Origin of the sequence: Lactococcus sp. DD01 (assembly GCF_001578715.1) — a bacterium.
GTDB classification, from domain to species: Bacteria; Bacillota; Bacilli; order Lactobacillales; family Streptococcaceae; genus Lactococcus; species Lactococcus petauri.
This window is the reverse complement of the sequence record NZ_KQ968950.1, coordinates 1-1,419: the sequence shown is the minus strand read 5'-3', so window position 1 is coordinate 1,419 and position 1,419 is coordinate 1. Positions and strand designations below refer to the sequence as shown.

2 protein-coding genes are annotated in these 1,419 nt (G+C 35.3%); both read left to right on the top strand.

What is annotated here, in order from left to right; all coding sequences use genetic code 11:
* Positions 1-125: 125 nt before the first annotated feature.
* The gene (purR, locus tag LACDD01_RS11240; protein WP_019292793.1) at positions 126-941 is read left to right on the top strand and encodes a pur operon repressor; all 816 of its coding nucleotides are present in this window, start codon (positions 126-128) and stop codon (positions 939-941) included.
* Positions 928-1,419: a DUF2127 domain-containing protein gene (locus LACDD01_RS11235; RefSeq protein WP_061415332.1), complete on the top strand. Its 492-nt coding sequence runs from the start codon at positions 928-930 to the stop codon at positions 1,417-1,419. The genes purR and LACDD01_RS11235 overlap by 14 nt, the downstream gene beginning before the upstream one ends.

Below are 1,419 nucleotides of genomic sequence, written 5' to 3'. Positions count from 1 at the left end.
ATTTTTAATTATTCGAGAATATATCCAAGATGCTGTAATTTTTATGATTAAATTTGAATGCTTTGCTTGATTGTTCGGTTTTTCTACGTTATAATTAAACCAACAAAAAGAAAAGGGTGATTAATATGAAAAGAAACGAACGTTTAGTGGACTTTACTAATTTTTTATTGAACAGACCCAATAGAATGTTGAATCTGAATGAAATTAGTAAACGCTATGAAGTAGCCAAATCCTCGATTTCTGAAGATCTTGTTTTTATTAAGCGTGTCTTTGAAGATCAAAATATTGGAATTGTCGAAACTTTTCCTGGAAGTTTAGGAGGCGTACGTTTCACACCCTATATATCTGATGAAGTTTCTCGGGATCGTGCGTTGGAACTTGCGGACCTTTTGCGTGAAGAAAACCGTATTTTACCCGGAGGTTATATATATCTTTCTGATATTTTAGGTCACCCTGCTAATCTAAAAAAAATTGGTCAAATTATTGCTCATGAGTATTGTGATAAACAAATTGATGTCGTGATGACAATTGCGACAAAAGGGATTCCGATTGCACAGTCTGTAGCGGAAATTTTAGATGTTCCTTTTGTTATTGTTCGACGTGATCCTAAAGTTACAGAAGGGGCAACTTTGAACGTGAATTATATGTCAGGTTCAAGCAGCCGTGTTGAAAATATGACACTTTCTAAGCGGAGTTTATCGATTGGCCAAAGTGTATTGATTGTAGACGACTTTATGAAGGGAGCTGGAACGATTAATGGCATGAAGAGTCTTGTTCACGAATTTGATTGTTTCTTATCTGGTGTGGCTGTCTTTCTGGAAGGACCTTTCAAGGGAGAACGTTTGGTAGATGATTATAAATCAATCCTCAAGGTGGACCAGATAGATGTTGCCCAGCGGACGATTGAAGTAGAGCTAGGTAATATATTTGAAGAGAAATAAAGCAAACAAGCAAGGTGTTATTGATTTAAGCTTTGATATCGTATTGTTACTAAAGTCACTATTTGCCTTAGGCGAAGTTCTTGGTGGTATTTTTCTTTTCTTTATTACACCTGAGCGCATGTCTGGTATTGTGGGCTGGTTTACTCGAGGAGAATTAAAAGAAGATCCAAGCGACTTTATAGCTCATCTATTATTAAATTTGGGGCAGCATTTTACTGTTAGTACACAATACCTTGCTGCTGTTTATCTTCTAGTACATGGTTTAATCAAGCTTGTAACTTTGGTGCTTTTATGGAAAAAGATTCTTTGGGCGTATCCATTATCGATTTTGGTTTTTTTAGGCTTTATTGTTTACCAACTGGCGGAGTATTTGCAACATCATTCTAATTTTATGCTTTTTGTCTCAGTTTTTGATGTTTTGCTGATTCTCCTTACCTACCTAGAATATAAAAATATGAAAAAAACTTTGTCTATCTAG

Coding starts and splice junctions, on each gene's coding strand:
- purR (WP_019292793.1), top strand. CDS start 126: ATGAAAAGAAACGAACGTTTAGTGGACTTTACTAATTTTTTATTGAAC.